The organism is Flavobacterium beibuense F44-8 (genome assembly GCF_000769915.1).
GTDB classification, from domain to species: Bacteria; Bacteroidota; Bacteroidia; order Flavobacteriales; family Flavobacteriaceae; genus Flavobacterium; species Flavobacterium beibuense.
Genome location: NZ_JRLV01000030.1, coordinates 1 through 24,493 on the forward strand (window position 1 = coordinate 1; position 24,493 = coordinate 24,493).

At 37.3% G+C, this 24,493-nt stretch carries 20 protein-coding genes; 13 read left to right on the forward strand and 7 right to left on the reverse strand.

All coding sequences use genetic code 11. The features are described 5' to 3' along the window. Positions 1-209 (forward strand): T9SS type B sorting domain-containing protein (locus Q763_RS16520; protein ID WP_035136152.1); only part of this gene is annotated, 209 nt, incomplete at its 5' end. Positions 210-292: 83 nt separating this feature from the next. Here the strand turns inward: Q763_RS16520 and Q763_RS17865 are convergent. Together Q763_RS17865 and Q763_RS16525 are read right to left on the reverse strand one after the other, a co-directional pair. Continuing rightward, positions 293-508 (reverse strand): hypothetical protein, encoded by a 216-nt coding sequence (locus Q763_RS17865; protein WP_157499504.1) that lies wholly within the window; start codon positions 506-508, stop codon positions 293-295. A 7-nt stretch (positions 509-515) separates the two neighbouring features. Beyond that, positions 516-1,934 (reverse strand): MBL fold metallo-hydrolase, encoded by a 1,419-nt coding sequence (locus tag Q763_RS16525; RefSeq protein WP_035136153.1) that lies wholly within the window; start codon positions 1,932-1,934, stop codon positions 516-518. A gap of 227 nt (positions 1,935-2,161) precedes the next feature. On the opposite strand from Q763_RS16525, the gene Q763_RS16530 reads away from it, so the two are divergent. Further along, on the forward strand, positions 2,162-3,643 hold the full coding sequence (locus tag Q763_RS16530) for an SLC13 family permease (RefSeq protein WP_035136154.1): 1,482 nt from the start codon (positions 2,162-2,164) through the stop codon (positions 3,641-3,643). Positions 3,644-3,697: 54 nt separating this feature from the next. Here Q763_RS16530 and Q763_RS16535 read toward each other — a convergent pair whose 3' ends face one another. The 3 genes from Q763_RS16535 to Q763_RS16545 are packed head-to-tail and all read right to left on the reverse strand — an operon-like array spanning position 3,698 to position 6,845. Next, complete coding sequence (locus Q763_RS16535; RefSeq protein ID WP_157499506.1) at positions 3,698-4,156, reverse strand: hypothetical protein; 459 nt, start codon at positions 4,154-4,156, stop codon at positions 3,698-3,700. Between the two features lie 13 nt (positions 4,157-4,169). After that, a complete protein-coding gene (locus Q763_RS16540; protein WP_035136155.1) occupies positions 4,170-5,495 on the reverse strand; it encodes a sensor histidine kinase in 1,326 nt (441 codons plus the stop codon). 3 nt (positions 5,496-5,498) lie between these two features. Continuing rightward, positions 5,499-6,845 (reverse strand): sigma-54-dependent transcriptional regulator, encoded by a 1,347-nt coding sequence (locus Q763_RS16545; protein WP_035136156.1) that lies wholly within the window; start codon positions 6,843-6,845, stop codon positions 5,499-5,501. A gap of 144 nt (positions 6,846-6,989) precedes the next feature. On the opposite strand from Q763_RS16545, the gene Q763_RS16550 reads away from it, so the two are divergent. The 6 genes from Q763_RS16550 (at position 6,990) to Q763_RS16575 (ending at position 17,246) form a co-directional block, all read left to right on the forward strand. Continuing rightward, the gene (locus Q763_RS16550) at positions 6,990-8,225 is read left to right on the forward strand and encodes an efflux RND transporter periplasmic adaptor subunit (RefSeq protein WP_035136157.1); all 1,236 of its coding nucleotides are present in this window, start codon (positions 6,990-6,992) and stop codon (positions 8,223-8,225) included. Positions 8,226-8,326: 101 nt separating this feature from the next. After that, positions 8,327-9,031, forward strand: coding sequence for an ABC transporter ATP-binding protein (locus tag Q763_RS16555; protein ID WP_035136158.1), 705 nt, complete (start codon positions 8,327-8,329; stop codon positions 9,029-9,031). 48 nt (positions 9,032-9,079) lie between these two features. Further along, positions 9,080-11,494, forward strand: coding sequence for an ABC transporter permease (locus tag Q763_RS16560; protein ID WP_035136159.1), 2,415 nt, complete (start codon positions 9,080-9,082; stop codon positions 11,492-11,494). A 2-nt stretch (positions 11,495-11,496) separates the two neighbouring features. Further along, the gene (locus tag Q763_RS16565) at positions 11,497-13,923 is read left to right on the forward strand and encodes an ABC transporter permease (RefSeq protein ID WP_035136160.1); all 2,427 of its coding nucleotides are present in this window, start codon (positions 11,497-11,499) and stop codon (positions 13,921-13,923) included. A 74-nt stretch (positions 13,924-13,997) separates the two neighbouring features. Beyond that, complete coding sequence (locus Q763_RS16570; RefSeq protein ID WP_084596099.1) at positions 13,998-15,323, forward strand: TolC family protein; 1,326 nt, start codon at positions 13,998-14,000, stop codon at positions 15,321-15,323. Between the two features lie 129 nt (positions 15,324-15,452). Further along, positions 15,453-17,246: a hypothetical protein gene (locus Q763_RS16575; protein WP_035136162.1), complete on the forward strand. Its 1,794-nt coding sequence runs from the start codon at positions 15,453-15,455 to the stop codon at positions 17,244-17,246. On the opposite strand, the gene Q763_RS16580 is transcribed toward Q763_RS16575, so the two are convergent. Beyond that, positions 17,243-18,172, reverse strand: coding sequence for a helix-turn-helix domain-containing protein (locus tag Q763_RS16580; RefSeq protein ID WP_035136163.1), 930 nt, complete (start codon positions 18,170-18,172; stop codon positions 17,243-17,245). The two genes, Q763_RS16575 and Q763_RS16580, sit on opposite strands and share 4 nt — an antisense overlap. A 93-nt stretch (positions 18,173-18,265) precedes the next feature. Then, complete coding sequence (locus Q763_RS16585; protein ID WP_035136164.1) at positions 18,266-19,102, reverse strand: SDR family NAD(P)-dependent oxidoreductase; 837 nt, start codon at positions 19,100-19,102, stop codon at positions 18,266-18,268. A 169-nt stretch (positions 19,103-19,271) separates the two neighbouring features. On the opposite strand from Q763_RS16585, the gene Q763_RS16590 reads away from it, so the two are divergent. The 5 genes from Q763_RS16590 (at position 19,272) to Q763_RS16610 (ending at position 24,464) form a co-directional block, all read left to right on the forward strand. Continuing rightward, positions 19,272-19,799 (forward strand): RNA polymerase sigma factor, encoded by a 528-nt coding sequence (locus Q763_RS16590; RefSeq protein WP_035136165.1) that lies wholly within the window; start codon positions 19,272-19,274, stop codon positions 19,797-19,799. Between the two features lie 43 nt (positions 19,800-19,842). After that, complete coding sequence (locus Q763_RS16595) at positions 19,843-20,052, forward strand: hypothetical protein (protein WP_035136166.1); 210 nt, start codon at positions 19,843-19,845, stop codon at positions 20,050-20,052. 7 nt (positions 20,053-20,059) lie between these two features. Next, a complete protein-coding gene (locus tag Q763_RS16600) occupies positions 20,060-20,899 on the forward strand; it encodes a FecR family protein (RefSeq protein WP_035136168.1) in 840 nt (279 codons plus the stop codon). A 106-nt stretch (positions 20,900-21,005) separates the two neighbouring features. After that, positions 21,006-23,621, forward strand: coding sequence for a TonB-dependent receptor (locus Q763_RS16605; protein ID WP_035136169.1), 2,616 nt, complete (start codon positions 21,006-21,008; stop codon positions 23,619-23,621). Positions 23,622-23,624: 3 nt separating this feature from the next. Beyond that, a complete protein-coding gene (locus Q763_RS16610) occupies positions 23,625-24,464 on the forward strand; it encodes a DUF4249 domain-containing protein (RefSeq protein WP_052123494.1) in 840 nt (279 codons plus the stop codon). Positions 24,465-24,493 lie beyond the last annotated feature (29 nt).

Sequence of the window (24,493 nt, forward strand, 5' to 3'; positions counted from 1 at the left end):
AGCCTGATGCTAAGGTATACATCTTTGACCGCTTCGGTAAACTGATCAAACAGATCAGTGCTACGGACCAGAGTGAAGGATGGGACGGTACCTACAACGGTAACCCGTTACCGGCCACCGATTACTGGTTTAGTGTAACCTACCGTGAACTGGTAAACGGAGAACCTGTAGAGAAAGAGTTTAAAGCTCACTTCTCATTGAAGAGATAGCAGTTGTATGTTTAATTAAAAAAGGCTTATTGTATATTTTCAATAAGCCTTTTTGCTATATAAGCTAATGTATGAAAAGAAATTTATCGTTTACTGTTTCTTCTTTTACTGCTGCTGTAATGGGTAGAGCATGAACTCGAAGTACAGCCTGCATTCAACAGGACAATGAGGCAAAGTAAGATACTCAACCCTATAAGCATGGCAGATTCCATTACTATGGATTGATATAATACCAATATTCCCATAATCATTTTTACGATTCGTATTACAGTCCAGTTCTTAAAAATAGCATCCATCATTTATTGTTTACAGCATTGTTGTAGGGCAAACATAATCACTTATATTGAATTTACCCGATTCTTTAATGGCTTTAAATCCGCCTTTAACATCTATAAGATTATCAAAACCTCTGGCTTTAAGGATGGAAATAAATATCATAGAGCGGTAACCTCCGGCACAATGTACATAGTAGGTTTTGTTTTTGCTCACATCGGCTATATGGTCATTAATGTAATCTAAAGCGATGTTTTCTGAATCAATTATATGTTCAGAGTAATGTTCGCTTGCTTTTCTTACATCAAGGATATTTATATTTGGGTCTTTTTCCAGTATAGCAGCAAATTCATCAGTAGTAATGGATGTGATATTATCTGTTTCATGTCCCGCATTATTCCATGCTTCTATTCCTCCGTCAAGGTAGCCAATAGCACTGTCATACCCTACACGGGCAAGTCGGGTAACAACTTCCTCCTCACGACCTTTATCGGCAACGATAAGCAAAGGTTGTTTAATATCGGGTATCAATGCACCCACCCAAGGGGCAAAATTACCGTCAATACCAATATTAATACTATTAGGAATAAAACCTTTTGCAAAAACCTGAGGTTCCCTGGTATCCAGTATAATCGCTCCGGTTTCATTTGCTGCTGCTTCAAAGGCAGCAGGTGATAGTGCCTGTAATCCTTTACTCAGTACATTATCAATGCTTTCGTATCCTTTAATATTCATCAAAACATTTTCAGGGAAATATGCGGGAGGTGGCATAAGTCCGTCAAGTACCTGTTCAATAAAATCTTTTTTGCTCATAGGCTGAAGGGCATAGTTGGTACGTTTTTGATTGCCAAGAGTATCGGTTGTTTCCTTACTCATGTTCTTACCGCAAGCCGAACCCGCACCATGAGCCGGATAAACAATAATATCATCGGCTAACGGAAGTATTTTATTATGGAGTGAATCGTACAAATGGGAAGCAAGCTTATCCTGAGTTAAATCGGCAACTACTTTTTGTGCAAGGTCGGGACGACCTACATCGCCAATAAATAGTGTGTCACCCGTAAACAGGGCAACGTCTTTGCCGTTCCTGTCTTTAAGCAGGTAGCAGGTACTCTCCATAGTATGTCCCGGCGTATGTATTACCTGTATTGTAATATTACCAAGGGTAAGTGTCTCACCGTCTTCTGCCACATGAGCGGCAAAAGCAGGCTTGGCAGTTGGTCCGAAAACAATAGTCCCTCCGGTTTTTTGTGCAAGATCCAAATGACCGCTAACAAAGTCGGCATGGAAATGAGTTTCCAATACATATTTGATTTTAGCACTATCCTTATCGGCTTTAGCGATATAAGGTTGTACCTCACGTAGCGGATCTATAATAGCAGCTTCACCGTTACTTTCAATATAATAAGCTCCCTGAGCTAAGCATCCTGTATAAATTTGTTCGATTTTCATGATTGTTGTTTTTTGTTATTGTACTGTAAAAGTATAACCTGTTATCAGTGTGTGCAGTAACAAAAGTTACAGATGCTTATTTTTTTAAAGATTAAACTCTTTTTGTACACTTTTGCCTCAGAGTATTTTTTAACTGTTTTAAAAATCTTTCTTTAGTTGTTTTTTGAGTCTATAAGTAAATATCTTTACCTTTTTCATTTTAACAGAAAAAGGACAACTTTAACTTTATGAAATTATTTAGATCAGGCTCTGAAAAGAAGATGGTTTTCAAAATTATGGGACCGCTTCTTTTTATTTTTCTGGAAATATTGGGGCCTCCTCAATCTTTAAATGCAGGTGCCTACCATGTGGCATGTGTTACACTTTGGATGGCTTTTTGGTGGATTACCGAGGCCATTCCAATTGCAGCAACTGCATTATTACCCATAGTACTTTTTCCGTTGCTTGGTGTGCTGGACCTACAGTCTACCACTACCAGTTACGGACATAAATATATCTTCCTCTATCTGGGAGGTTTTATACTGGCTATAGCCATTGAACGCTCGAATTTGCATCAGCGTATTGCCCTTACCATTATACGGTATGTAGGGGGGAAGTTGTCCCAAATTATACTGGGCTTTATGGTTGCCACAGCTTTTTTATCCATGTGGATATCAAACACGGCAACTTCGGTTATGATGCTCCCTATTGGTATGGCAGTAGTAAAACAGTTTAAGGATAGTTCTCCCGCTAGTAAAATGGGTAATTATTTTGGTAAGGCCTTAATGCTGGGAATAGCCTATAGTGCTTCTATAGGTGGTATAGCTACTTTAATTGGTACACCGCCTAATCTTGTACTGGCAGGAGTATTGGAAAAAGTATACCATGTAAAAATAGGTTTCTTTGAATGGATGAAGTTTGGACTTCCCATTTCTATATTGTTGCTTGTGTTGTGCTGGAAGTACCTAACAGCTTATTCTTTTAAATTCAAATCGGTTCAGTTTCCGGGAGGCAGGGAAGAAATCGATAGACTTTACAATAAACTGGGTAAAATTAGTGTTGAGGAAAAACGTGTTTCAGTGATTTTCATTCTAACAGCCTGCGCATGGATTTTTAGAGGATTGATTCAAAAGTTTATCCCTACTATAGACGATACTATTATAGCTATGGCAGCTGCCATATTGCTGTTTATTATTCCGTCGGGAAAAAATAAAAAAGCCCTGTTAACATGGGAAGATACTGTTAAGTTACCTTGGGGTGTTATATTGCTTTTTGGTGGAGGTATGGCATTGGCAGAAGGATTTTCGAGTACAGGACTTGCTGAGTGGGTAGCCGAACGCATGACTGGTATGGAAAATGTGAATCTGTTAGTGTTGGTACTTATATTGGTTACCCTTGTAAATTTCCTGACCGAGGTTACTTCAAACATGGCGACTACGGCTATTATTTTACCGGTATTGGCACCTATGGCACTTTCGCTTGATGTACATCCTTATCTTATAATGACAGGAGTAACACTGGCAGCATCGTGTGCATTTATGCTTCCTGTAGCCACACCGCCTAATGCCATAGTGTTTGGTTCCGGTTATTTACGAATATCCGATATGGTAAAAAGCGGAATTGTAATGAATATTGTTTCAATACTTATAATAACTTTTATGGTTTACTTTCTGCTTCCGGTTATATGGGGAATGGATTCGGTAAATTTCCCTGCTATTTTTGTCAAATAGCAAAAGCAATGAAACAATATATAAAACCCGGTTTATGATTACTCATAGCCGGGTTTATTTTTTAATGGATATTGTATCTGTTACGGGGATGAATATAAACCTTGGATTGCTGAAGTCTATAGGTATATCAGGACTAAAATGCGGAATATTGACAAATTCTACCACAACGCCTTTACCCTCCAGTAAATAACCATCCTTTTTTAAAAGAGCAATAGGAATCCTTTTTTTATTTGTTCCTGCCCAGGGCTTATAGTAATAGTTGCCAATGAGGGTATCTCCTTTAATTTTTCCTCTAACCTGCCCAATGTCCGAACCGTTTACACCATTTACGATTTCATACCTGCCATAAAATTCTGTACCCACAATATTAAGATCCAAAATACCTTTTAGTTTGCCGTTTTCGGCAATGTAACGTAAAGGTTTATCAGTATCATTATTGCCTTTTTTGCATCCTGTAAATAATAACAGAGCAAAAGCAATACACACTATTATTTGTTTTAAATGTTTTTGCATAAGCAAATTCATATTATATGAGGCAAATAGTGAAGGAACTTCCTTCGTTACTACTCTTATAATTTAAATAACCTCCGTGAGCATCTATAATGTTTTTTGATAATGTTAGCCCTATACCGGCACCGTCTTTACGGGTGGTAAAAAAGGGAAGGAATATCTTGTCTTCAATTTCCTTATCTACGCCCAGTCCGGTGTCAGATATGGTGATAAAAGTACGTTCCTGCCTTACTTCGGCAGTAAAGGTTATTATTTTATTTTCCCTGTCCTCCAGCGCATACATGCTATTAGTAAGCAAATTGATAAATACCTGTTCCATTTGGTTAGCATCGGCCATTAACCAGTAGGTTTCGGTAATCTCATTATTGATGGTAATACCTGCTTTTTTTAGTAGGGGGGTCATTACCAAAAGGGTATCGTTTACAAGCTTAGTAAGTTCTGTTCTCTCTTTGTTAGGGGACGGTAACATGGCTAGTTTCCTGTAACTTTCAATAAAGTTTTGGAGGTGGTCGCTACGGTGTATCATGGTATTTACACTCTCCCTTATATCATTCATGTCTTCTTCAGAGAGCGTTTCCTGTTGTGCGAGTTCGTTAAGGTTTTGGGTTAGCGAACGTATAGGCGTAATGGAGTTCATCAGCTCGTGTGAAATAACTTTCATCAGGTTAATCCAGGCATCTTTTTCCTTTTTAGCAACTACCTTTTGAATGGAGTCTAAAAGAATGATATAATATTCCTGCCCAAAGGTAACCGATTTAGAGGTTTGCAGCATATAGGTTTGGCTTTCCTCATCGTCTATTCGTATTTGTGCCGATACTCTAAAATCTTCAAACTTTCGTTCCTCAATGATAGCACATAATGCAGGGAGTTGTTTTTTGAGATATTTCCAATGCGATACCCGTGGTGTTTGGAAATGTTGTGAGAAATAGTCATTCATAAGGAATACATTCCATTCCTCATTGGTTTTATTGAGTATAATTACTCCCGTATCAATATTGTTTAAAATAGAGCGGTATACTAAATCTTTTGTAAGCTGTTCATGCTGTCGTGCCTTAAGGGTATCATAAAGCTTAAAAAGGTTTTTATAGTTTTCAAAATCACTGTGCCTTGAAAAATCGGCAGAGAAATCGTCACTAAGTATGGCTGTGATGGTTTTATCGTAAAACAGGTAGGTGTTTCTAATAAAATAAAACAACTCTGCCATTAGCAGTACGCAAACTATTACACAGAATATAGCCGAATAGGGAAGCCCTTTAGCAAGAGCATAAACTCCCAGTCCGCCGGAAATCATGATAAAGATTAGGCGAAGAAAAAAGAGCTGATAGAGTTTTAATGATTTCATAGCTTATTTTTTACCTAATTCATACTTATCCATCCTGCGGTAGAGAGCGGCTCTGGAGAGTCCAAGTTCTTCGGCAGTTTTACTGATGTTGTTATTGTGTTTTTGCAGGGCACGCTCTATGGCAGTTTTTTCCATGTCTGATAATTGAGTATCCTGTATCCCATCAATTTCTGTCACTTCCTCTAAATCAAGGTCAGCGGCAGTAATTTCATTTTCCTCACATAAAATAACAGCGCGTTCTATACGGTTTTCCATCTCCCTGATGTTACCGTTCCAGGCATGTTTTTCAATTTGTTCTAAAGCCGTTTTAGAAAAGCTAAGGTTTATCCTGTCATATTTGGTTTCCATTTTATTTAACAGGAATGACGCAAGATCAATAAGGTCTTCAGTTCGTTCCCTTAACGGAGGTAAAACTATTTCCATGGTATTGATACGATAGTATAAATCTTCCCTAAACTGTTTTGAGGCCACTTCCTCTTTCAGGTCGGCATTAGTAGCAGTAATAATCCTAACGTCTACAGCACGGGGCTTTGCTTCACCAAGCCTTGTAACCTGTTTATTTTGTATAACCTGTAGTAGTTTTGATTGCAGGTGTAACGGGATATTCCCAATTTCATCAAGAAATATGGTGCCGTTATGTGCCATTTCAAACCGACCTGCAGTATCGGTTTTGGCATCGGTAAAGGCTCCTTTGGCGTAACCAAACAATTCACTTTCAAATATGTTTTCGTTAAGCGCACCTAAATCCACATGTATAAATGGTTTTGTGGCCCTTGGTGATTTTTGGTGAATATGGTTTGCCATAACATATTTACCGGTACCGTTTTCTCCCAGTATCAATACGTTTGCATCGGTTTTGGCAACTTTATCGGCGAGTGAATAAGCTCTTTTTATGGTAGCCGATTCTCCTATAAAAAAAATGTCTTTATCAGGTTTTACTGCTTCCTGTTTCCTTTCTTTACGGCTTTCGGTTACGGCAGCTTTTACAACCTCAACAAGTTTATTATTATCCCATGGCTTTAATAAATAATCAAAAGCTCCCAGTTTTAACCCTTCAACAGCGGTTTCTACTTTCCCAAAGGCTGTCATGAGTATCATAACTGTTTTTGGAGAAAAGGTTTTTATTTCCTTAAGCAGGTATATGCCTTCGCGTCCGTCTTCAAAACCTATACGGTAATTCATGTCCAAAAGCACCACATCAATTTGATTTTCTGAGAGCACCTCAACAGCCTTTTTGGGGTCGTTTAGCGTAAAAATCTGTTCAAAATGTTTTTTTAAAACCATTTTAGCGGCAAAAAGTATGTCTTCCTTATCATCAATAACTAAGATGTTGGCCTGCGTTTTTTTCATTGATTGTGCGGTTTCGGACAAATACTGTTCGATATCGGACAGTATTGCTTATTGAAGTTTTTTTATTTAGCTGGTTTATAGTTGGTTGTAAAGTTTAAATGCGTGGCATGAAATTGTACTTATATATGCCAAACTAACTTAAACATGGACACCATCATTAACCGTAAAAATAAAAAAAATAAGTATCTGCTATTAGCAGTTCCGGCTTTTTTACTGTTGGGATACTTTGTGTATGCTGCCGTAACCAAGAAAAGAAGCCTTACTGTAACCAAAAGTGAGATCACTATTAAAACCGTAGAGAAAGATTATTTTGAGGACTTTATTGTTTTTCAGGCTAAGGTAGAACCGTTAAACTCCATGCTGCTTAATGTAATTGAAGGAGGAGCCGTACAGGAAATATTTGTGGAGAATGGCGATATGGTAGAAAAAGGACAGCCACTGGCAAGGCTTTACAATCCTAATACCGAACTGAACTATGTAACACAGGAGACCTCTATAATAGAACAGATAAACAACCTTAGTAAAGCAAAGCTGGATTTACGTAATCAGGAACTGAGTATGGCAAAAGATCTTATAGCGATAGATCACGACTTTCAGGATGCTAAAAACCAGTATGACCTGCACGAAAAGCTATATGGGGAAGAGATACTTTCTAAAAACGAATGGGAAAAAACACAGGAAAACTTCAGGTTTCAAAAAGAACGTAAAAACATTATACAACAAAGCATACAAAAGGAAAAACAGGCCAACCAGATACAGATAGCCCAAATATCCCAATCGCAGGCTATTATGTATAAAAGCCTTGAGATATTAAGGGAAAACAAAAAACATTTTTTGGTAACAGCTCCGCTAGCCGGTCGCCTTACCTCTTTTGAGCCTGTACTGGGTAAAAACTACCAGAGTGGTGATAACATAGGTAAGATAGATGTAATGAATGGTTACAAACTGGTTGCCGAGGTAGATGAATTTTACCTGCAAAGGGTAACTGTAAACCAAAAAGGAAAAATTGACCATAAAGGCGAAATGATAGATGTAGTAGTGACTAAGGTAATCCCTGAGATCATTAACGGTCGTTTTATTGTAGAACTCAATTTTGCTGCCGATAAGCTGAAATTGCAACAAGGGCTAAGCTTTGGTGTTAGGCTTATGCTTTCTGAAAAAGAAAAAACACTGGTAATGCCTAAAGGCAGATTTACTGAGGAGACATCGGGTAAATGGATATTTGTGGTAAACGGCAATAAGGCCGAAAGGCGTGAAATAAAACTGGGAAGAGAAAACCCTGTTTATCACGAAGTACTGGGAGGCCTTAAGGAAGGAGATAGGGTAATAACATCAGGGTATATTGATTATACCGATGTGGAAATTTTAAATTTGGAATAAAGTTATAAATACAGAACCAGGGGTTCAGTCATCATCAAAATATAAGTATCAACCAAACGCCTGAAGGATTAATCAACCCTTAGGGCACTAAAAAAAGAATTATGATCAAAATAGAAAACCTTTCAAAAGTATTCAGGACAGAAGAAGTTGAAACAAAAGCATTAAACGATATATCTATCGAAGTTAAAAAAGGCGAGTTTGTTACCATTATGGGAGCATCGGGTTGTGGTAAGTCAACACTGCTTAATATAGTGGGGCTACTGGACAGCGCATCGGGCGGAAGTTACAAACTGCTGGACAGGGAGATAAACGGACTTAGCGAAAGCGAAAAGGCTAAAGTAAGAAAGGAAAACATAGGTTTTGTTTTCCAAAACTTCAATTTGATTGATGAGCTTTCGGTTTACGATAATATAGAGCTACCGCTTATTTATAACAATGTTCCGTCGGGTGAAAGAAAGAAAAGAGTAGAAGAAATTGCTGAGCGTTTGGGTATTTCACACAGGCTAAAACATTACCCGCAACAACTATCTGGTGGGCAGCAGCAAAGAGCAGCCGTAGCAAGGGCACTGGTAAACAACCCTAAAATAATTCTTGCCGATGAGCCTACAGGTAACCTGGATAGTAAAAACGGTAACGAGGTAATGGAGCTGTTAACCGATTTACATGCTAACGGGGCAACAATACTTATGGTTACCCACTCTGAATATGATGCTTCATTTTCCCAAAAAACAATCTACATGAAAGACGGTATGATACTCAAGGAGAAACTGAATAACAGGAATGTGGATGTTCTTATATCTAACTAAGTACAACAGGAGTCAATCATCAGTCAAAATCAATTAAAACCAATCACCATGTTAAAAAACTGGCTAAAAATATTTTTATACAATGCAAAGAAGAATAAGTTCTTCACAGCCCTTAATACGCTGGGGTTAAGCATTGGTATAGCCGCACTTATATTTGCCATATTGTACTGGAATGAGGAGCATAGTTATAACCAGTGGAATCCTGAAAAAGATACTGTGTTTACCGTTGCGACCGATTTGGGTAACGATATAGTTTGGCCTTACAGTGTGTACCCGCTGGCAAAGTACATGAAAGACGAACCGTCAATAGAGGAGTTTTGTTATTTCAATAACTGGTATTACTATGAGCTGGTACATTACGGAGAAAAAAAACAACAGATAAACATACTGGATGCCCAAAAGAATTTCTTTGATTTCTGTCCGTTTGAATTTGTAAAAGGAGATATTAATAATGTATTTCCCGATGTAAACAGTATTGTGCTGGAAGAGAAAACAGCACAATCGATTTTCGGAAATGAAGATCCTATAGGTAAGGAAATTAGATATTCAGGTAGGAAGATGGTTGTAAGAGGAGTGTATAAAATACCCGGAAAATCATCCTTTGAGCCTGATGCGGTTACTAATTTAATAGAAGGAACAAGGCTTAAAGGTAATGAGGAATCATGGGGTAATTTTAACTTTGGGCTGATGCTAAAAACCAAATCACCTGAAGATGCCGATAAGGCAAGGGAAGCCGTTGAAAACATTTATTTTCAATACAGAACAAAGCCATATGCTAAAGAAGAAGGGCTTTCGGTTGATGAGTACATTAAAACGAACGGCACAATCAAAATAAAACTGACCTCATTGGCTAACAGCCGTCTTCATTCTCCGGTAGAAGATACACCAGAAGGGCAGGGTAACTATCAGTTTATGCTTATTATGCTTGGACTTTCTGTACTAATTTTAATACTTTCAATAGTAAACTATGTAAACCTTGCTACGGCAAATGCTATTAAAAGAGCTAAGGAGGTAGGTGTACGCAAAATACTGGGAGCCACAAAGAAAAACATAGTTAAGCAGTTTATTTTTGAAACGGTACTGGTTACAATAATGGCAATTGTACTGGCTCTTGTAATTGTAGAGCTGTCACTGCCTTATTATAATGATTTCCTTAATAAAACACTGGTTATAAGTAGTAGTCAGTTTTATCTTCAGCTTATAGTAATATTTTTTATAGTGGTTTTTATGGCAGGTATGTTGCCGGCAATATACGTTTCCAATTTTAATACTCTAAAAGTACTTAAAGGGAATTTTGGGAGAAGTAAAAACGGAGTATGGTTACGTAATGGTATGTTGGTACTACAGTTTGCCATAGCAGCCTTTTTTATAATAGGTTCCTATATCGTTCATCAGCAGGTAAATTATATGAGTAATAAGGATTTGGGACTTAAAGGAGACCAGGTTATCGAAATTTATTACAGGAGACCCTATCATAAAGACCCGTCTATTATGTTTAATAACTATACTGTTGTTAAGCAGGAATTAAGTAACATTAAAGGAGTACAGGCCGTAGCAGCTACAGCATTCTCTTTGGGTGGGGGAGCTGGTTCTTCTTCTGGTTTTACTTATAAAGATCAACGTATACAAGCTCAAAACATGGCGGCTGATTTTGGTTTCCTTGAGATGATGCAAATTAAAATGGCTAAGGGAAGGGCACTGTCAGATAAGTTTTCGTCAGATACTATAAACGGAATGATGATAAATGAAACGGCAATGAAACTGATGAAGGAAAAAGACCCTATTGGTAAGACTATTGACTGGAATGGTGAGCAACTCCGTGTTGTTGGTGTTGTAAAGGATTTTCATTTAAACGGTCCGCAAAACGAAATACCACCTATGTCATTCTTCCACTTTAAAACTATTGACTGGATGACTTATAATATGGACAAGATTTATGTAAAGATATCGGCAGATGAAATGGGATCGGCTTTAGAAGAAATTGAGAAGTTCTGGACTTCCAAAGTAGATACAGAGTATCCGTTTGGATATGAGTTTGTAAACAAAAAATACCAAAGAAGCTATCAGGAATATGTAAATCAAAAAAATCTGTTTTCTCTTTTAAACGGTGTGGTTATACTTATAGCACTATTCGGATTGTTTGCACTTGCTTCTTACAGCATACAGCGTAAAATGAAAGACATTGCAATACGTAAAACTCTTGGGGCAGAAACTAAAGTACTGCTTAAAGAACTTTCTAGACAGTATATACTGTTTTGTGTAGCAGGTTTTATTCTGGCAACTGTTCCTGCATGGATATTACTTAATAAGTGGCTTGAAAATTTTGCTTACAGAGTAGATGTTTCGTTTGTACCTTTTATTATAGGTTTTATCGGGTTGATGATACTTACACTTGTTGTAGTACTATCCAGAGCATATGCCGCTACAAGGGTTAATATTCTTAAATACCTTAAATACGAATAGTTATGCTGAAAAACTGGATAAAAATATACCTGTACAACATTAGGCAGAACAAGCTTTTTACAGCACTTAATATACTGGGGCTTAGCTTGGGTATTGCCGGACTTGTTTTTGCATTACTGTATAGTAACGATGAGTATAGCTATAATGCATGGAACCCTAACAAGGATAATGTATTTTATACGGTGTCTGATGTTGGGGAAGATATGCTGTGGGGTTCAAGCTCAGCACCATTGGGCAGGACTTTAGAGGCATCTGTACCACAGGTGGAAGAACACTGTTATGTTGAAGGATGGTATAATAATAATGTGGTAATCTATGAGGGTAAAAAAACAATGCTTGATAAGATTACCGATGCGCAAAGAAACTTTTTCAGTTTCTTACCTTTTACCTTTATTAAAGGTAGTGCAGAAACGGCCTTAAGCCCAACCACTATGGCTATTTCTGAACCTACTGCTAAAAGAATTTTTGGTAGTCAGGATCCTATCAATAAGCAGGTAACTTATATGGATAAAGTATTTACCATAAAAGGTGTTTACAGGATAGACGGAAAATCGTCTTACGAGCCTGAGGCGGTTATAAACCTGATAGATAAAGACCTTGATGAGAATCAGGACCGATGGGGTTTTTTCGGTTACAATTTGCTTTTAAAGCTTAAAAAACCTGAGGATGCTGCTTATGTTTCACAACAAATAGATACGCTTTACTATAACAATACGGTAAAGAAATCCATAGCCGAATCGGGTATTAGTAAAGAAGAGTATTTAGAACGCTATGGAAGTACAAAAGTGTACCTGGAGCCTTTAAGAGATTTAAGATTAAAGTCGAGAGTTTCAGATGTGCCGGAGGGTAGGGGCAACTATCAGTTATTGCTAATCATGATGGGGCTTTCCATACTTATTTTGGTAATATCAATAGTAAACTATATAAACCTGGCTACAGCAAACGCTATTAAAAGAGCTAAGGAAGTAGGGGTACGAAAAATACTGGGAGCTTCGAAAAAGAATATTGTTAAGCAGTTCATTTTTGAAACGGTTATTGCCACGCTGTTTTCCATTTTACTGGCTTTAGTAATTGTTGAGGTTTCACTACCGTATTACAATACCTTTTTAGCTAAAAATCTGGTTATAAATGAAAGTGAATTTTACATTGATCTTGCTTTACTGTTTATAGTTGTAATAGTATTGGCAGGAATATTTCCGGCTATTTATGTGGCAAAATTTGAGGCTGTAAAAGTCCTTAAAGGAAATTTTTCCAGAAGTAAAAAGGGGATATGGTTACGAAACGGAATGCTGGTAATTCAATTTGCGGTGGCTTTCTTCTTTGTAATAGGCTCTTATATAGTGCATCAGCAAATAAAATATATTACCACAAAAGACTTAGGGTTTAAAGGAGATCAGGTTTTAGACGTGTATTACAGAAACCCTTACGAATTTAATGATAAAGGATATATGGAAAAGCTGTTAAACCGATATGAAAGTACAAAAGAGCAGCTTAGAAATATAAAAGGCATTGAACAGGTATCTGTCAGTACAGTAAAAATAGGTGGGGGAGGTGTATTACAGTCTACGGTTTCTTATCAGGATAAAACAATTTCTATGCAGCTTATGGCTATGGACTTTGGCCTTCCCGAAACACTTAGTTTTAAATTTCTTGAGGGGAGGGATTTATCACCACACATTGCTTCAGATACTATTAATTCGGTTATACTGAATGAAACAGCGGTTAAAATGCTAAAAATAACCGACCCGGTTAATAAGGTTATCAATTATAATGACAGTAAACTTAAAGTTATAGGAGTGGTACAGGACTTCCACATGTTTGGTCCTGCCGAGAAAATATTACCTATGATGCTGTTTCACTATAACGTGAAAACGTGGGAACTGCAAAACTGCCATGAGATTTATATAAAAGCAGATCCCGAACAAATGGAGTCGGTTATTGCAGGTATTGAGAAGCTATGGAAAGAAAAGGTTGATCCCGATTTTCCTTTTAGTTATGATTTTGTAGATAAAAACTTTGCCCGCACGTATGAAGATTATGTAAGGCAGCGCAATGTGTTTTCCCTGCTTAATGTAGTGGTTATACTTATAGCTTTATTTGGTTTGTTTGCTCTGTCGTCCTATAGTATACAACGCAGAATGAAAGAAATAGCTATACGTAAAACACTGGGTGCAGAAACCGGTACATTACTTAAAGACCTATCAAGGCAATATGTACTATTTTGTGTTATAGGATTTGTTATAGCGACAATTCCCGTATGGATACTTCTCAACAAATGGCTTGAAAACTTTGTTTACAGGATAGAAGTTTCCTGGCAACCGTTTGTAGTAGGCTTCCTTTCACTTATGGGGTTAACACTTACAGTTGTATTGATAAGAGCCTATGCCGCTACAAGGGTAGAGATACTCAAATACCTGAAGTACGAATAATATCTTTAAAGTTAGTTAATAATAAACAGCCTGTAGGGAGCGCAATCCCTACTTGCTGTTAAAAGAATCATGCTATGAAAGGTAAATCCTTTTTATATATATTAATTTTAGTTACAGCAATGCCTTTGTTTGCCCAACAGCAGGTATGGACCTTGCAGCAATGCCTGAAAACAGGTAAAGAAAACAGTTTTGATTTTCAGTTAAGTCAGTTAGAAGTGTTAAGTGCCGAAACTACTCATCGCAGCCCTGTACTGGAGTATTTACCAAAGGTTGATTTTTCGGCAAGCCATAACTACAGTATCGGTTCTACTATTGACCCGGCTACAAATAACAGGGTGAGTTCTAATATACAGTCAGATAATTTTTCGCTAAATGCCAGTATGAACCTCCTTGATTTTAATGTGTTTACCACAGCAAGGCGTAACAAGATAGCCGTGCTTAAAGCACAGGCCGATAAGGAAGCTACACAAGCCGAATATTCCCTGTCAATACTGGAAAACTACTTTAATGTACTGTACACTCAGGAGCTGCTTAAAATTCAGCTGGATCAGTTTGAAAATGCAAAGTTTAACCTTAACAGGGTTGAAAAGGAAGTAGAGCTTGGCAACAGGCCAAGCAGTGATTTGTATGATATGCAGGTGAGCTATTCCCAGGAAGAAAATAATATACTTGAAACAAAGCAATTGCTATATAACCAAAAGCTCACCCTGTTACAGCTTATGAATGTTGAAAATATAAACCCTGATGAGATTTCACTGGCTAAAGCAGATGAGGTTGTGCTTCCTGATGAGAGTGAAACCAATGCTTTTGAAAATGCCCTTAAAAACTATCCGGCTATAGAATCAAGAGAACTGGCTATAGAGGTTGCCCGCAAGGAAATTACCATGAGGAAAAACAGTTACCTACCGGTTTTAAGTGCCTATTACAGTTATTCATCATTTTATTACCTGCCGCTTAATCAGCCGGGAGGACAACAGGTAAACCCTTTCTGGACACAGCTTAACGACAATAAAAACCATTATATAGGCATGCAGTTAAACGTACCTATATTTAACGGTTTGCGCACCAGTAGGGATGTACAGCTTGCAAAAATTGAGTATATGAAAAGACAGGTGGAAAGCGAGCAGGAAAAAATTAAACTAAGCCAAACCATAGAGCAGGAAAAAGCTAAACAACAGCAAAATAAACAACTGGTCCAAAAGCTTGAAAACACAAAACAATATGCAGAGAAATCGTTTACTACAACACAATCTAAATTTAGTAGCGGGCTGGTGGAAGCTATAGTATTTACCTCCTCAAAAAACCAATTGCTTATGGCAGAATATAATCTGCTAAAAGCAAAGTATACAGTACAGTATATAGGCTATAAACTGAAGTTTTTACAGTTTAATACTTTTTAAAATATCAGTTTTACTGAATAAAAACAGGGGTTAAGGAGGTTTTATAGGTAAACATTTAGCTGTGTATGATAATTATCAGTTTTTGTCTCACGGCGATATTTAATATTTGCAGATAAAACTATTTGCAAAATGACAACTATAAAACAACCGCATAGCTTTCATATTCCTGTTATGGGGCTTGCCTATACTATTGACAGTCCCATTAAGGTGGCACAGTTTGGTATTGATTCGGTTATCTCTATTGTAGATGATGAACTAATCGAAAAAATGCACGCCTTTTACAGTGAGAAATTTGAACTTCCTTATAGAGAAATCTCCAAGAAAATATCTGACTACAGAGCCGAACGTATTACAGCTTACCTGAATACGGTAGACAAAATTGTTAAGCAGAAGTATGATACTTTTTGTACAGAACTGGTTAACAGTAAAAAAGCATTGAGCAACTTTGTTGATATGCTCCCTACTGTGTCTGACTTAAAAAAAGGACTTCAGTTCTATGTATCAAGTCCGTTTGACCAAACAAATGAGATACGAAGCTTCCTTACCAAACATTTCAGGCCAGGGGCAATAGATGTAAATATCATGACAAAGGTTGATAAAGTAAACTACAGTGAAAATGAGACTTTGCCTTCATGTTATAACGATGCCCATGCTGCTTTAAGAGGATTTGCTAACAGCAGGCTGGAATCGGCAGTAGTACTATCGGCGGGGATGAATCCTTCACTGTATAATTACCTTGCTGAATTTCCTGATTTTTTCCCTGATGCAACAGGCAAACTAAACAAGAAAGTTATACTTAAGGTAAGTGATTTCAGGTCGGCATTAATACAAAGTAAGTTTCTTGCCAAAAAAGGAATATGGGTAAGCGAGTATAGAATAGAATCGGGACTCAATTGTGGAGGGCATGCCTTTGCCACAAACGGATTGTTACTGGGGCCTATTATGGAGGAATTCAAACAACGCAAACAGGAACTGATATCTCCGGTGTATGAATTATGGGTTAAGGAACTGGAACAAAAACAGACTTTTATTCCTAAAGAGCCCCTTGAGGTAAAAATAACAGTACAGGGAGGCGTTGGTACTGCCGAAGAGCATCAGTTTCTACTGGATTATTACAAAACCGATTCGGTAGGTTGGGGATCACCTTTCCTTTTAGTACCTGAAGCGACTACTACCGATGCTGCTACCCGAAAACTTTTAATGGAAGCTGGTGAGAACGATTTTTATAAAAGTGAAATATCTCCGTTGGGAGTACCTTTCAATACGGTTAAAGGCACGAGTAACGAGTGTATTAAAAACAATCGAGTACTGCAAAACAAAGCAGGTAGTTCGTGCCCTAAAAAATTATTGGCACTACATAACGAGTATGATGAGAAAGGTATTTGTACCGCATCCAGAAAGTACCAAAAGCGTAAGCTTTTTGAACTGGAACAGTACAGGGACACTATTACAGAAACCGAGTACAGGCAAAAACAGGATACTATAGTTGCAAAGTCATGCCTTTGTGTTGGGCTTGCTAATCCGGCGTACATGGAGAATAATATCCATGTAAAAGGCGAGGAGCAGGGTGTAGTAATTTGCCCGGGCCCTAATATGGCTTATTTTAACAGGGAGGTTTCATTATTTGATATGGTTAGGCATATATACGGATATACATCTGTTTTACAAAATCAAGACCGACCTAATATGTTCATCAAAGAACTACAACTTTATGTAAACTACCTAAAAGAGCATTTGTTATTGGAAACGGAAACATCTGAAAAGCAAATGAAAAAATGGGTAACTTTTAAAGATAACCTTTTAAGCGGAATTGATTATTACAGCAAGTTATTTATTTATAATAGCTGTTTTGAAGTGCAAAGGGACAAAATTTTAAACAGTCTTAACGGTTATAGGACTGAACTGGAAAGTATCGCTATTTAATTAAACGACTTCCTAAACTCCAAAGGAGATTGGTTTGTTTTTGATTTAAAGAGTTTACTAAACGATTGTGGGTGCTCAAATCCCAGTGTATAGGCAATTTCACTAACGGTTAGACTGGTTGTGGAGAGTATTTCCTTAGCCTTGTCTATAAGTTTACTGTGAATGTACTGCTGAGCCGTTTGACCTATTAGGGAACGCAACATATCGCTAAGATAGTTTGGTGATAGGTTAAGCTGCTCTGCAAGGTACTGTACACTGGGCAACCCTTCGTTTAAAGGATTATCATCACTAAAATAATTATCCAGTAAATCGTCCAGTTGTTGTAACAGGTCGCTGTTTACAGCCTTACGGGTAATAAACTGACGTTTATAAAAACGATTGGCGTAGTTGAGTAAAAGCTCTATTTGTGAAATGATAACATCCTGACTAAAATCATCAATTCGGTTGTTAAGCTCATCGTCAATCATCCTGAATATTGAAAGCATAGTATCCCTTTCACTTTCCGAAAGGTGTAACGCTTCATTGGTAGCATAAGAAAAGAAACCGTATTGCTTTATCTTTTTGGCTAAAGGATAATTCCACAAAAAATCAGGATGGATAAGCAACACGTGAGATGAACAGCCCGAGACATCCATAGGGTCATGGTCTTCCTTACCTATAATCTGGTTAGGGGAAGCAAACAGGAGTCCGCCCTGATCAAAGTCATAATAGTGCTGACCGTATTTTAACCGGTTACTAAATTTTGGACGATATGATATTTTGTAAAAGTTAAGAATGTGGTTAGCTGCCGGCTTACTAAAATCAAGAGATGAGTTTGTACTGCTGATAACACTTATCAATGGGTGTGCAGGGGCAGGGAGCCCAAAAAACTTATGCCCTTCAGATATGGAATTGAATTTAATATGTGGAATATCTTCTTTTTTCATTTTTAAAATCAGTTAAATAGATAACCGATACCTATACAAATATCGGTTATCTAAAATCAATTATCAAGGTTTTACCTTTTTAAGGGAGCTTTCTTAATTTCCTTGTGCCGAGTTAGATACGGTTTCCCATTCTTCCCATTCAGCAAGCCTGTTGTTATAAGCTTCACGCACCGATGGTAGTCCCTGGTCACCAAGGAAAAAACGTAACGGAGGGTTCTCGCTGTCTACTACCTTAAACAATGCATTTGGAGTAGCATCTGGGTTACCTCTTTCAAGGTTTCTGAGTCCGCCTATAAACTGGTTTTTAAAGTCGTCATATTCTTCCATACCGGCAGAGAATTTTAATGATTCCTGACTTCCAAATTCGGTAGCATAAGCCCCCGGTTCTATAATGGTTACCTTGATGTTAAACTGACTAACTTCGGCAGCAAGGCTTTCATGTATCGATTCAAAAGCCCATTTGGAAGAGCAATAATACCCTATAACCGGGTAACTAATATGACCTAAATTACTTGATGTTCCCAGTATATGACCATAACCCTGTTTGCGTAATAATGGCAGTGCAGCCTGTATAACAGTTACGGGACCTATAACATTGGTTTCATACAACAGACGTATTTCATCGGGGTTGGCTTCTTCAATAGTACCTATTAGTGAATAACCTGCATTATTGAACACAATATCCAGTTTTCCAAAATGATTATAAGCCTGTTCTAAAGCTGTTTTTACCTGTTCGGGTTTGGTTACATCAAGCTGTAAAGCTAGTAAGCTATCACCATATTTTTCTTTAAAGTCGGCTATACTCTCTAAACTTCGGGCTGTAGCCGCCACCTTATCACCACGTTGCAGTGCGGCTTCGGTCCAAACACGGCCAAAACCTCTGGATGTACCGGTAATAAACCATATCTTGTTTTCCTTTTGAGTTGTCATAATCTTTTAGTTTTAAATTAATTACAATACAAAGGTCAGCAGATAGGATAGGCCTATTGTAGCCTAATTCAGGGTAATTGTAGCCAAAAAAAGTTTTGTTGCATCATTTTATACTATAATTCTTATTATTGAGTTATGTTTACCAATTGCTTTCCGCATATATTATTTTATGGATAACAGTAAACTCATAAAGAGTCTTAAAAAAGGAAATCAAAAAACCTTTAAGGAAGTTTATTTTAAGCATTATGATAAACTCATACAGGTGGCAGGGAGGTTTGAATTTAAATTTCTTACGCCCGATGATTTCGTACAGGAAACTTTTGTACAGCTTTATACCAAAAGGGAACTGTTGAAGGAAGATGTTCTTTTTGATAAGCAGTTGTTTGTTATCTGTAAAAATATAATACTTAATCACCTTAACAGGGAAAACAAGGTTATCCCGCTGGATCCAGTAAAGCTTAAAATGGAAGCCGATGGTGAGGATACCGACCTGATTTTGATGGAGGAAAGAAAAAAACAACTCCAATACCTACTGGAACAGCTACCGGAACAGCAAAAAAAAATATTTACACTACACAAACTGGATAACTATTCGTACCAGGAAATAGCAGAGATGACAAAGCTTTCAGAGAAAACAATAGCCAATCACATTTACCTCGCTAATAAATTTATTCAAAAAAAAATCGCCGAGGCTTAGGAACTTTTTGTTTCCCGTTTGTTATAGGATAAATGACAAGCAAATGAACCTCGAGATTTTTAAAACCAATGTAGAAACACAAGAGCAGGCAAATTACCTTTTAAGGCTGTTGCAGCATTGTATTTCTGATTGCCCTATAAGCTTTGATTTGCAGGATAGCAACCGCATATTGCGTGTGCACACTAACAGGGAAATTTCTGAGGTGGTATGCTCGCTGTTTGTAAAGCAGGGTTTTCACTGTCAAAAATTATAACACTACCATGGAAGATAAAGATATTGATAAGGAACTTAAAAAAGTTTGGGAGGAGGAGGCCACCCAACAGCCCAATGATAAGAAAGAGGCTTCATGGAATGACTTTTCTGCAAAAGTCTTTGAGAAAAAACCGAGAAAGATAAAACCATGGTACTATGCCGCAGCAGCTATATTAGTAGTTTTTCTTTCCCTAAGCGGAGTGTTATTGTCAGATAATTCTTTTGGAGGGAATAGGGATATGGCCTATACCATAGTTGAGAACCCAACTACAAAAGTAAAGCTTATTAACCTTCCCGATAGTACTGTAGTAGAATTGCAGCCAAATGCTAAACTTGAGTATACCAATGATTTTGCAGACAACAGAAAAATAAACCTTAAGGGAACAGCTTTCTTTAAGGTACACAAGGATAAAGAACATCCTTTCAGGGTATTTTGTGGAAAGACCACCACAACGGTTTTAGGTACCTGTTTTACTGTTACCGAAGGAGAAGAAGATTCGGTATCGGTAAAGTTATATGAGGGAAGTATACAAATGACTGTAAAAGGCAATTCTCATAACTGGCTGCTTTCTCCTGGAGAGGAGTTTGTATACAACAAGCAGGAAGTAACTGTAGAGGCTTTTAACCGATTTAAAGATTTTGATAATGTACCATTAAAATCGGTTTTAAAATATATAAGAGAAACTTATGGCTATGAGGTGATTGTGCCTAAAAGCTATATCAATATGCAGGTAACACTGCGATTAAACGAGAAAGAAAATTTAACCGATGTAATACATATTTTGGCCGAAATGTATAACCTAACCCCTCAAATAAATGAAGAAATAAAGAAAGTGACCTTTAAATAAAGATAAAATAGAAAAGGATGCCATAGCCGCGAAACTAAACATCCTTTCTGGTATCAAAACAGACCTTACAATCCATTTTAAACTAATTTCAAAAATACAAAATTTTATGAAGCATATACTTGCATCATGCTTTTTAATGCTCAGTTTTAACTTATACTCACAACACATTTCTATAAGTATATCGCCCGATTCGACTCTCGATGAACTGTTTAAACAGATTGAAAATCAAACCGATTATAAATTCGCTTTTACCGAGAAAATAGATACCGGTAAGAAGTATTTTAAAAGAAGTTTTAAATATGATACTATAGAAGTTAAACAACTACTGGAACAACTTAATAACGAACTACCTTTTCATTTTTCACTGATAGGGAATAATATTACTGTAAAGCAAACGGGAAGCAGTAAGAAAAAGCAGGAACATACACTATCGGGAACTGTTCTTGACGATAACCAACAGCCGTTAATAGGTGCCGGTATTGAGGTAAAGGGATTAGGTATATATACCTCAGCCGATGAAAACGGAAAATTCTCCCTAAAGCTGCCCTCAGGTAATTATACCATAGTTATCGCTTTTTTGGGATTTAAAAACAGGGAGCAACAGGTGTCACTTTCAAAAAATACCCATCTTAGTTTTAATATGGAAGTTGATACACAAACCCTTAATGAAGTGGTGATTAACAAGAATAATAAGGCTGTGAATATTAAAAAACCTCAAATGAGTATGAACAGCCTTTCAGTAGAGGAAATTAAGCAAATTCCTATGGCTATGGGAGAGCCCGATCCGTTAAAGGCATTGTTAACCCTTCCCGGTGTTACAAATGCAGGGGAGGCCTCTTCCGGTTTTAATGTAAGGGGAGGAGCTGCCGATCAAAATCTTATACTTTTGGACGGAGCTCCCATTTACAGCGATTCACACATGTTTGGTTTCTTCTCTGTTTTTAATGCCGATGCTGTAAACAGTCTGGATTTGTATAAAGGAGGTATACCTTCAAAATACGGTGGACGCGTATCATCTGTACTAGATGTTAAACAGCAAACTGGAGGTTTAGACAGCTTAGCGGTTAACGGAGGAATAGGGCTAATATCCAGTAGGCTAACAGTAAAAGGACCAATACAAAAAGGGAAGAGCTCGTTTATGGTTGCCGGGAGGTCATCTTACGCGCATTTGTTTTTAAAACTGGCAAACAATAAAAATTCGGCTATGTTTTATGATCTTAATACACGGCTTAATTTTGATTTGAACCAAAATAACAGCCTGCAGTTTTCAGGGTATTTTGGTAACGATATTTTTGATATAGGGGACAGTTTTTCCAGTATATATGGTAATACCATGGGTAACTTAAACTGGAAGCATACCTTTTCTCAGGAATTATCCACTAATCTTTCTGTATTTTACAGTGATTACAAGTTTAACCTGACTATTGATTCTGAAAACTTTACCTGGGACAGTTTCATAAAAAGCTATGGGTTTAAGTACGACTGGCAGCATTACCTTAATGACACCTTTACCCTTAACTACGGAATCGCAACAACCTATTATGATTTTAACCCCGGTACATTAGCGCCCGATAACCAAAGCTCAAGTTTTAACTACCAGCAACTGGATAAGAAATATGCCCTTGAGCCTTCTGCATATATTGATATTGAACAGAAGATATCTGATAAAATTAATTTACGTTACGGTTTACGCTACAGTATGTTCTACAGGTTTGGGGCACAGGAAATAAATATTTATGAAAATGACCGACCAGTAGTATATAATCCTGTTTTTGATATCTATGAACATGGTACGGTTAAAGGATCTACTTTTTATGGTAAAGGAAAAAAAATATCAGACTTTAATAATTTCGAACCAAGAGCAGCGCTCTCATTCGCATTTAATGATGATGCTTCTGTAAAAGCAAGTTATAACCGTATGGCACAGTATTTACATATACTAACTAATAGCCAGTCGCCACTGCCTATGAATATATGGACGCCAAGCGGACCTTTTATAAAACCGCAGATGCTCGACCAGTTTGCTATAGGTTACTTCAGGAATTTTAAGAACAAAACCTATTCACTGGAAACTGAAGCTTTCTATAAAAAAATAAAAAACCGAATTGATTATGTAGATGGTGCCGATTTGCTGGGAAACAACAATCTCGAACAGGAAATACTTAACGGTAAGGCAAGGTCATACGGGCTTGAGGTTTTAGTAAGAAAAAATACGGGTAAGTTAACAGGTTGGGTAGCCTACACTATTTCGAGGGCAGAACAAAAAACAATAGGGCAGGCTCCGGGTGAACCGGGTATTGCAAATGGAGATTGGTACCTGTCACCTTATGATAAGTTACACAATCTAAATGTTACCGGTAACTATGAACTTAACCAAAAATGGTCTTTCAGCGCAAATTTTTCCCTACAATCAGGGAAGCCTGTAACATATCCGGATGGATATTATCAGTTTAACGGTATTAATATCCCTAACTATTCTGAACGAAATGCCAATAGGCTACCGGCCTATCATCATTTGGATGTTGCAGCTACCTATACACCAAAACCTTATAAGAAAAAGGGATGGCAAAGCTACTGGGTATTTAGTATTTATAATTTATACAACAGGCAGAATGCTGCCTCAATGCAGTTTACTACTAACGATGATACCGGATTGAATGAAGCGAGACGTCTTTCGGTTTTTGGATTAATACCAAGTGTATCCTACAACTTTAAATTTTAAGCTATGAAAAAGATAATAATGATTAATTATAAGAGAGCAGGAATAAGGTTACTAAGCCTTTTAGTATTACTTGTCGTTTGCGCCTGTGAAGAGGTAGTTAATGTTGATTTGAATACAGGAGAGGCAAAACTGGTAATTGATGCCGAAATATTATGGATAAAAGGAACTGAAGGAAATGAGCAAACTATAAAAATAAGCCGGATGGCCGACTACTATAATCCAACACCCCCAAAAGTATCCGGCGCTCAGGTATATATTGAAGACAGTGAAGGTAACCTGTTTATGTTTAACGAAGGAAGTGAACCCGGTACTTATGAGTGTAATAACTTTATTCCTCAGCTAAACGGAAGTTACACTCTTACAGTAACAGTTGAGGAAGAAACCTTTAAAGCCACCGAAACCCTAATACCGGTACCGGAAATAAACAGGGTAGAGCAAAGGTTAGTTAATAATTTTTTTGAGGATGAATATGAAATTTCAGTGTTTTTTGATGACCCTCTGGAGGAGCTTAATTTTTATCTTACTGATTTTGTGACCGATGTTTTAATTTACCCTGACTTTGAACTTTCTGACGATGAGTATAAGGAGGGACAGGAAATTAAAAATGATTTCTCTGACGAAAAACTGGAACAGGGTACCGTGGTAGAGATTACAGTTAGAGGGATTTCAGAACAGTTTTATAACTATATGAACCTGATTTTAGAGTCTAACTCATCAAATCCTTTTGCTACCCCGCCTGCAAATATTAGGGGGAACATGGTTAATCAAACTACTGCGGGGAGTCATGCCTTAGGCTATTTTAGGCTATGTGAGGCAAACTATCGCTCGTATACTATTGAATAAAATTGGTAATGTTGTAATAATTGTTTAAT

What these genes read in the sequence shown, in the direction of transcription:
- Q763_RS17865 (WP_157499504.1), bottom strand. Translation starts at nt 508, where the DNA reads ATGATGGATGCTATTTTTAAGAACTGGACTGTAATACGAATCGTAAAA.
- Q763_RS16525 (WP_035136153.1), bottom strand. Translation starts at nt 1,934, where the DNA reads ATGAAAATCGAACAAATTTATACAGGATGCTTAGCTCAGGGAGCTTAT.
- Q763_RS16530 (WP_035136154.1), top strand. Translation starts at nt 2,162, where the DNA reads ATGAAATTATTTAGATCAGGCTCTGAAAAGAAGATGGTTTTCAAAATT.
- Q763_RS16535 (WP_157499506.1), bottom strand. Translation starts at nt 4,156, where the DNA reads ATGCAAAAACATTTAAAACAAATAATAGTGTGTATTGCTTTTGCTCTG.
- Q763_RS16540 (WP_035136155.1), bottom strand. Translation starts at nt 5,495, where the DNA reads ATGAAATCATTAAAACTCTATCAGCTCTTTTTTCTTCGCCTAATCTTT.
- Q763_RS16545 (WP_035136156.1), bottom strand. Translation starts at nt 6,845, where the DNA reads ATGAAAAAAACGCAGGCCAACATCTTAGTTATTGATGATAAGGAAGAC.
- Q763_RS16550 (WP_035136157.1), top strand. Translation starts at nt 6,990, where the DNA reads ATGGACACCATCATTAACCGTAAAAATAAAAAAAATAAGTATCTGCTA.
- Q763_RS16555 (WP_035136158.1), top strand. Translation starts at nt 8,327, where the DNA reads ATGATCAAAATAGAAAACCTTTCAAAAGTATTCAGGACAGAAGAAGTT.
- Q763_RS16560 (WP_035136159.1), top strand. Translation starts at nt 9,080, where the DNA reads ATGTTAAAAAACTGGCTAAAAATATTTTTATACAATGCAAAGAAGAAT.
- Q763_RS16565 (WP_035136160.1), top strand. Translation starts at nt 11,497, where the DNA reads ATGCTGAAAAACTGGATAAAAATATACCTGTACAACATTAGGCAGAAC.
- Q763_RS16570 (WP_084596099.1), top strand. Translation starts at nt 13,998, where the DNA reads ATGAAAGGTAAATCCTTTTTATATATATTAATTTTAGTTACAGCAATG.
- Q763_RS16575 (WP_035136162.1), top strand. Translation starts at nt 15,453, where the DNA reads ATGACAACTATAAAACAACCGCATAGCTTTCATATTCCTGTTATGGGG.
- Q763_RS16580 (WP_035136163.1), bottom strand. Translation starts at nt 18,172, where the DNA reads ATGAAAAAAGAAGATATTCCACATATTAAATTCAATTCCATATCTGAA.
- Q763_RS16585 (WP_035136164.1), bottom strand. Translation starts at nt 19,102, where the DNA reads ATGACAACTCAAAAGGAAAACAAGATATGGTTTATTACCGGTACATCC.
- Q763_RS16590 (WP_035136165.1), top strand. Translation starts at nt 19,272, where the DNA reads ATGGATAACAGTAAACTCATAAAGAGTCTTAAAAAAGGAAATCAAAAA.
- Q763_RS16595 (WP_035136166.1), top strand. Translation starts at nt 19,843, where the DNA reads ATGAACCTCGAGATTTTTAAAACCAATGTAGAAACACAAGAGCAGGCA.
- Q763_RS16600 (WP_035136168.1), top strand. Translation starts at nt 20,060, where the DNA reads ATGGAAGATAAAGATATTGATAAGGAACTTAAAAAAGTTTGGGAGGAG.
- Q763_RS16605 (WP_035136169.1), top strand. Translation starts at nt 21,006, where the DNA reads ATGAAGCATATACTTGCATCATGCTTTTTAATGCTCAGTTTTAACTTA.
- Q763_RS16610 (WP_052123494.1), top strand. Translation starts at nt 23,625, where the DNA reads ATGAAAAAGATAATAATGATTAATTATAAGAGAGCAGGAATAAGGTTA.